This is a genomic window from Photobacterium sp. Ph5, from assembly GCF_022129445.1.
GTDB lineage: Bacteria > Pseudomonadota > Gammaproteobacteria > Enterobacterales > Vibrionaceae > Photobacterium.
This window is the reverse complement of record NZ_JADQAQ010000087.1, coordinates 1-7,148: the sequence shown is the minus strand read 5'-3', so window position 1 is coordinate 7,148 and position 7,148 is coordinate 1. Positions and strand designations below refer to the sequence as shown.

Annotated in this window: 6 protein-coding genes; 3 read left to right on the top strand and 3 right to left on the bottom strand. The window is 39.8% G+C overall.

Going from position 1 to position 7,148, the window contains the following annotated elements; genetic code table 11:
• Positions 1-79: 79 nt before the first annotated feature.
• Complete coding sequence (locus tag I3259_RS19545; protein ID WP_238031360.1) at positions 80-949, bottom strand: LysR family transcriptional regulator; 870 nt, start codon at positions 947-949, stop codon at positions 80-82.
• Positions 950-1,047: 98 nt separating this feature from the next.
• On the opposite strand from I3259_RS19545, the gene I3259_RS19540 reads away from it, so the two are divergent.
• The 3 genes from I3259_RS19540 to I3259_RS19530 all read left to right on the top strand — a co-directional run bounded on the left by I3259_RS19540 (position 1,048) and on the right by I3259_RS19530 (position 4,239).
• A complete protein-coding gene (locus tag I3259_RS19540; protein WP_238031359.1) occupies positions 1,048-1,659 on the top strand; it encodes a LysE family translocator in 612 nt (203 codons plus the stop codon).
• A gap of 329 nt (positions 1,660-1,988) precedes the next feature.
• Positions 1,989-3,215, top strand: a complete 1,227-nt coding sequence (locus I3259_RS19535) for an NRAMP family divalent metal transporter (RefSeq protein ID WP_238031358.1) — start codon at positions 1,989-1,991, stop codon at positions 3,213-3,215.
• Between the two features lie 214 nt (positions 3,216-3,429).
• Complete coding sequence (locus I3259_RS19530) at positions 3,430-4,239, top strand: alpha/beta hydrolase (RefSeq protein ID WP_238031357.1); 810 nt, start codon at positions 3,430-3,432, stop codon at positions 4,237-4,239.
• Positions 4,240-4,528: 289 nt separating this feature from the next.
• Here the strand turns inward: I3259_RS19530 and I3259_RS19525 are convergent, their stop codons facing one another.
• Positions 4,529-5,215 carry a macro domain-containing protein gene (locus I3259_RS19525; protein WP_238031356.1) on the bottom strand — a complete coding sequence of 229 codons (687 nt, stop codon included), beginning with the start codon at positions 5,213-5,215 and terminating at the stop codon, positions 4,529-4,531.
• Positions 5,216-5,670: 455 nt separating this feature from the next.
• Positions 5,671-6,798 (bottom strand): DUF4433 domain-containing protein, encoded by a 1,128-nt coding sequence (locus I3259_RS19520; protein WP_238031355.1) that lies wholly within the window; start codon positions 6,796-6,798, stop codon positions 5,671-5,673.
• Positions 6,799-7,148: the final 350 nt, after the last annotated feature.

Here is a 7,148-nt window from a genome sequence, read left to right as displayed (position 1 = left end):
AATCAGGCCTTACAAGCCGCTTAACCGAAATGTCCAACTTTATGGGGTCACTTCATTAATTAGCGGCTTTCATTCATCTTTAGCACTTCGGTATAGCCTGCGATAAATTATCTATTAACCAATCAGCAAACTGTTTTTCTTCACCGGCTAAATTTGCTTTATCACTCATCAGAATATAATCACACCCCGACGGCACAAAACCGAATGGCGCGACCAACACACCTCGTTTGATGTCATCCATAACAAAAGGATATGACCCCATTGCCGCCCCTAATCCATCAATAGCAGCTTGAATACAAAAATAAAAATGACCAAATTTCTGCTGAGAGTGGTGAGTAAAATCAGTTTTTGTATCGCTCTTTTGCTGCCAGTTTTTCCATGCGCTAGATCGAGTATCACTATGAATCGTCGTGATATTGCCAAGATCGTACTTCACTTTTTCCCAATAATCGGGCGAGAAAACGGGACCCACCCACTCTTCAACTAATGACGTTTTATGGTAATCACGATGACACTCAAAATCATCACGGCGTATAGCAAGCGATAAGCCATTCGTCCCTAATTGAACAGCACCACCAGCAGTCGATAAACGCACATCAATACCTGACGATTCATAAAAGCCACTTAGTCGAGGCATCAACCAACGCATAGTTAGTGTTGGCTCACATGACACTTCTAACGTATGAAGCGCTGGCTGTCGCAACTCATTCACTGTGTTTTCCAATACAGTGAATACTTGACGGGTCGACACTTTTAACTTTTCACCTTCCTGCGTTAAAAAGACGTTACGACCTTTCTTATAAAAAAGCGCAACGCCTAAATACGCCTCTAGCGTCTTGATCTGTTTACTTACCGCGCCATGTGTAATGTTCAATTGTTGTGCTGCTTCAGTAAAGCTCGCACATGACGCCGATACATCGAATACATGAAAGGCTTTAAGATGTCTCATCCGTGAATTTTTCTCACAACTTACCCAACTTTATTTCGATTAAAACATAGCCATTACGCAGATACAATAACGTTATTAAAGACTTGTTGGAGAGATAAATGGAACTGATTAGCTTAGCTATCTTAGGATTATTAATTGTCGTAAGCCCAGGTGCTGACTTCGTATTAGTATTAAAAAACAGCCTCAATCACGGACGTTCTGCTGGGATCTGGACAGCAATAGGTATTAGCCTTGCGATCACCATACACATTACCTACTCACTATTGGGTATCAGTTACCTTATCTCACAAAATGAAATGCTATTTAATGCCATTCGCTATGCTGGTGCTGCTTATTTAATTTATTTAGGAATTAAAGGGATCTTTTTTTCTGATAACAAAACCGAACTACAAGGTGCAACTGCGCCGAGTAAAAGTAGCCAACACTTTCTAGCACAAGGCTTTCTTTGTAACGTGTTAAATCCTAAAACCATGCTGTTTTTCTTAAGTGTGTTTAGCCAAGTAGTATCAACAAATGCAAGCGATAACCACATTGCCTTGTTATATGGTGCTTACATGATTGCCATGCATGTTTTATGGTTTAGCCTTGTTGCAATGCTATTCACCTCAAAAGCACTACAAACACGCTTATTGAATATGAAAAAAGGCTTAAACCAACTCTGTGGCGTAGGACTGGTTACCTTCGGTACTGTGCTGGCATTAAAATCTTAACGGTTCAAACTCAACGTCGCTGATCATCATTCAGCGACTTTCTCTTTATCGCTTTCAATATTTCGACAAAAACCAACTGACTTAGTGAAAAGTTCTCACTAAACATTCCTTACGGAAATAAATATCGCACAAATAAGTAAAATCTAATTTTTATTCTAATTTTTCGTTGACAGCTTTACCTCATGTCACTAATATCCGCCGCCAAGCAAACGATTACATTTCGTAACTATCTGTTTTTACGTTTTTATTCTTTTCTTTGAGTCAGCTGATCTCGGTCAGTTGTCTTTCTTTTTTTCTATAAAGAGAGAGACAACATTTTAGAGATCAACATGACAACGATGACTTCTGCAGCACCAATCAGTACTCAAGACACTTCTTGGCAAAACAAAGCGATTTTAAGCGTCGCTTTTCTGATGGCTACGACCTCTGTTGGTCCGGGCTTTTTAACCCAAACCGCCGTTTTTACTAACATCTATAAAATCGATATGGCATTTCCTGTCTTTACATCCATGTTTATCACCTTCGGTATTGTGATGAACTTGTGGCGCATTGTCGGTGTATCAGGCTTACGTATCCAAGACATTGCTAACCGTGTTGCACCGGGGATGGGCTATGTTGTTGGTATTCTACTTGCGCTTGGTGCAGTGGCGTTTAACTTCGGTAACGTCAGTGGTGCTGCGTTAGGTATTAATGTACTGACGGGTGTCGATACGACATGGGGCGCACTATTCACAGGCGTTGTCGGTTGCTTACTGTTTATCGTTCATAATGCCTCGAAACGCATGGATCAAATGGCGCGCTACCTTGGCTTGTTTATGATTGTATTGATTGCTTATGTGGCAATGACCAGCCTTCCACCTATGGGGGAAACACTAAAAGCGGCTGTAATACCAACAGATATGAGCAACCTATTACTGCCAACGTTAACCATTGTTGGTGGTGCTGTCGGTGGTTACTACACTGGAGCGCAGCGATTAGTTGATGTTGGCTTGCAAGGTAAAGAAAATGTAGGTGCTATTAAAAAAGCAGCATGGGCTGGCATTTCAATCGCCGTTGTTATTCGTATTTTGCTGTTCTTAGCGGTATTTGGCGTGATTGCAACGGGCGCAGTATTAGAGACGTCAAACCCAGCTGCTGATGCTTTCCGTCAAGGTGCAGGTGAAGTAGGTTATTTTATCTTTGGCTTGGTGCTGTTTGTTGCTTCAATTACCTCTGTGGTTGGTAACTCTTACATGGCAATCTCGCTAATTAAAACTCTATTCCCTGTGGTTGCGCGCAATGAAAAAGTATGGTGTGTAGGCTTTATTATCATCACCAGCCTTGGCACTGTGACCATGAACATGCCTATTCTGCTGCTAATGTTGGCCGGTCTTATCAACAGTATTATTCTACCAGTGGTATTAGCCATGGTACTTGCCGCTACTCGCCGCAAAGACATCGTTGGTGATTACAAACACCCAATGTACCTAACCGTTACAGGCGTATTAATTGTGGTGGTAATGGCAGCCGCTAGCCTTTCAAACATTAGCAATTTTATGACGAAGTTTATGGGTTAACCCAACACAGACTTCACCACAATAAAGGTCTAGTGATGGCGCTAGACCTTTATGCTTTTTATTACTCATGATTTGTAATGGACATCTAATTTTTAACTTTAAATTCAGATAGATAAACCAAAGTAATTTAAAATAACTAATATATCATTCATTTTTAATCTCTATCATGTTTAAAAAAATTATCATCCCTTCATTACTATTAAGCTTTTCTAATATGGCCCTTGCCGACTCTCAGCACATCACTCTTAATAACGGCAGCTATGAGATCCCAGCCATCTTCTCTGTACCTGATAAGAAAATAGATCAGCAAATACCTGCGGTGATCATGCTCCACGGAACAGGGACACAAAAAGATGAAGTGGGTAATTTATACAAATCTCTTAGTGAAAAATTAGAAGCATTAGGGATTGCCTCTATTCGCCTCGATTTTGCAGGTAGTGGTGACAGTAAAACATCAGACTTAGAATACTCTTTATCTTCTGCTGTTCTCGATGGAAAAACCGCTTTTAACTATCTTCAAGCGAATTCACAAATAGATAAAAGCCGTATTGGGGTTGTCGGTTTTAGCCAAGGCGCATTAATTTCACAATTATTGGTCATCGAAGAACCTAACATTAAATCACTCGCTGTTTGGTCTCCTGCTGTTGGCAATGGTATTACACCAATGAAAGCCTTTTTTGAGCAATACTATGACGAGGCAAAACAGAACGGCTACGCATTAATTAAATATGATTGGCGTTCACCATTTAAAGTAAACCTAACATGGTTTGAACAATTAAAAGCCCAGCAATCACTCACATTGATGAAGCAATTTACAGGTTCTCTATTAGCGATTTCAGGTACTAACGATACCGTTTTACCTTGGGAAAATGCGAATACACTGATCACCGCATCAGGCAGTAAAGACGCCACTGCTATTACCATGAAAGATGGTGATCATATCTTCAATGTCTTTGATCCAAAGGCACATCAAAGTAAAGAGCTACTAGAAATAACAGCCAATTGGTTAAATTCGCGTCTATAAGTCACCACCAAGTGAATCGAACTGATATGCTTTTTTCTTTACAATAAATTGAGAATGTCGAGTTTCACTTCCATATCTATTCGATAACGTCGTTGTACCGTCACTAACCGACTTTTCATATGTTCGAACTATACCGTCAACATTGACGGTTAACGCATTAAGCTTATTCAAAAAGAACAGAGTTGAAGCCTCAGATAACCTTTTTTACGGTAGTCTAAGACTTGTTGTTTTTGGCGGTTCACGGTCTGTCTCTATTTAATGATATTCAAGCTAGGCTTTAATTCTCAGTTCACAATAAAGAGGGTTGGTGCGATTTCGGCGTGAAGTCACCCAATTGGTACAACTTTTCAACCGTCTTATTACCGATCCCTCTTATTTTCAGTAGGTTACTAATTTGCTTTATCGAAGGCTCAGTTAAGTGAATTTGTAATTTTTCAAGCTCAACCTTGCCAAACTTCACAATATGGCTGTATTCACTTGGTGAACAGTTTAGGACGATATTTTTTATCTTCTCACACAACGAATCCGCTGCTTGTGGATCAAACTGGTAAATATCAACATCTATGTCTAATTCTGATAAATATTCTTGAAGTAGTGTCATGCTTTTGTCTTTCCCCAAGCCCCCCTTGTCTGCCCCTAACAAAGGAAAGGCAATAGATTGAATACCTTTCTCCTTGTATTCAGAAAGAAACTTTGAAAGTCCTTTTCTTAGATACTCTTCTTTTGTTGGGTATTTCCAGTGTTTCTTTGTAGGGAAGTTGAGAATCCATGGTCCATTTTCAGGCTTATAGATCCACAGTTTACCGATATCAAGTAGGTTGTTTTCACAAAAACTTTGATATTTTTCAAACATATCTGGGTATCGAAGACGATACTCAAGGGCGATCCCTGCCCCCATAACGCCGACACAATTAACTGCATTGACAATTGTATGTCGTTCACTATCAAAAATATTACCTGTAACGTGTTTAATCACATTCAACCTTTCTTTGCTTTAAGGGTAACAGAGACAAATTAAAGCTATTATTCAGTGTGTCAGTTACCCGGTTTAACTTCGTTAAGAGAGTGTTTTCACACTCATCAATTAGGTTTTTAGCATCTCGCTCAATTTTCACTCGGTCTATCGAGTATACTAACTTGACCCTATCAACCTTTATGCAAGTTTCAGTCTTGTATTCTTTAGATGCTTCAATTCGTTATACGGTTTTATCAGCCTCTGTTCAGCATTTAGTTTATCAAGCCAGTCATTGTAGTGGTACATTTACCTCTGACATCACTTGTTTAGAGCCTTTGTATAACTCCTTCCCCCCCCCTAATACCCATTACTATCTTCATACAAAAATTATCGACTTGAATCAACTATCGGATTGCTTGCTCAGAACGGAAGTACATACTCGTTGTCCCATGACTGCGGAGCTTCTTAGTTTAGTATTAGAAGAATAACTCCGGACTTACCTTTACGGGCACTGATGAACTCGGTGCATTTTTCTCAACCATTCGTTTTGCCGTGAAGTTTGAGCAGTGAACCGCTTTGATGTATTTTTTATCGATACTTGGATAGATCAGCACCTCCGCACATTTTTTTCGTTTACCGTCATCGAAATCATTCCAGTAATCAGCCAGTAGTACATTCCAAGGTAAATAATTAAGATCTGACATTTTGTTGAAGAATCTTGTCTCTTTAGAGGCAGCATTACCGTCTGTGAGCAAAAACTGATTGTCATTAACCACATAAGTACTGAGTTCAAGGATACAAAGGTAAAAGTTCATATCTTTCTTCACATAGAGCATTGGGTTTTTAATGCTCAAATATGTGGGCGCATACTCGTGCAACCTCCGGTGGTAATAAGGATCATTTCGACCACGATATGTCTGCACGTCGCTATTAGAGATGTCACGCGGTGCAAACTTGCTATGAGCGGTGTCGTTGCTTACGATGCCATTTGAAAGAATACTAGATATATTATCCACGTGGCTCATATGCCAAAGCGATAATACACCGAAGGCTTGAAATGGGTTTACCTGTATAGTTTGTACCGTTTCAGCTTGATCATTTCCACTTTCAATACGTAAATGGCTACCGTCCCAATTAACACTTAGGTTGGCTTTAAGTGTCGACCCGTTGAAACAAAAACAGTCAACTGCGCCATTAGTGCCCTGCTTACGCACAAAGCCAATATTTACATCATCAAGTAAGACTTTAATTGCTTTGCTGTCATGATAGTTGCCTCGGTCATGCACTAGCTTAAATCGAGCAGAACTTATTGCCGCTTTCGACAGCAGTCCTCTTTTATTTCTTTCGAAATTAGACAAATACCCTACAGGTGTGAGGGTAACGTTGAGCACGCCAGATTCTATAACTGGCGAAACTTTAGGTAAGCTTATTGAGTGAGGTGTTGGCGTTAACGGCTTCTTTGTTGGAAGTGGTATCGTTGGCTTTACACGCTCAGTTGGTTTTGGTCTAGTTGGTGCGGGCGGTCTTTGATTACGATTCTTTGGTTTGCTGTCAAACAGGCTCGCAATAAAGATGAAAATAATAAAAAAAATGACCCAGGACATTTAAACGACTCGCTAGTTTATGTTTTTCTTAGCTTTGTATTTGCTCCATTATATTGAGTATACCGTACGATTACTTTGTGTTTAATGGTCAAGATCAATGTTCAAAACGTAATACACTATGTGACTTATAAAAAGCTAGAGCCTGAGTAAGCTCAGCGGCTTTCTTTAATATGACGGAGTAGTTCTGGGTATTAGAGGATTTAACCCCTTCAAATACCAATATCTGTATCACAATAGATAACAGTCATTATTCAAACGCAAAAAAGCCGCTAACTTTCGTTAGCGGCTTTTTCTATATATGGCGGAGAGATAGGGATTTGAACCCTAGATACGCTATAAACGTATGCCGG

Excerpts from the sequence above, each read along its gene's own strand:
- I3259_RS19545 (WP_238031360.1), bottom strand. The coding sequence starts at position 949 with ATGAGACATCTTAAAGCCTTTCATGTATTCGATGTATCGGCGTCATGT.
- I3259_RS19530 (WP_238031357.1), top strand. The coding sequence starts at position 3,430 with ATGGCCCTTGCCGACTCTCAGCACATCACTCTTAATAACGGCAGCTAT.
- I3259_RS19540 (WP_238031359.1), top strand. The coding sequence starts at position 1,048 with ATGGAACTGATTAGCTTAGCTATCTTAGGATTATTAATTGTCGTAAGC.
- I3259_RS19520 (WP_238031355.1), bottom strand. The coding sequence starts at position 6,798 with ATGTCCTGGGTCATTTTTTTTATTATTTTCATCTTTATTGCGAGCCTG.
- I3259_RS19535 (WP_238031358.1), top strand. The coding sequence starts at position 1,989 with ATGACAACGATGACTTCTGCAGCACCAATCAGTACTCAAGACACTTCT.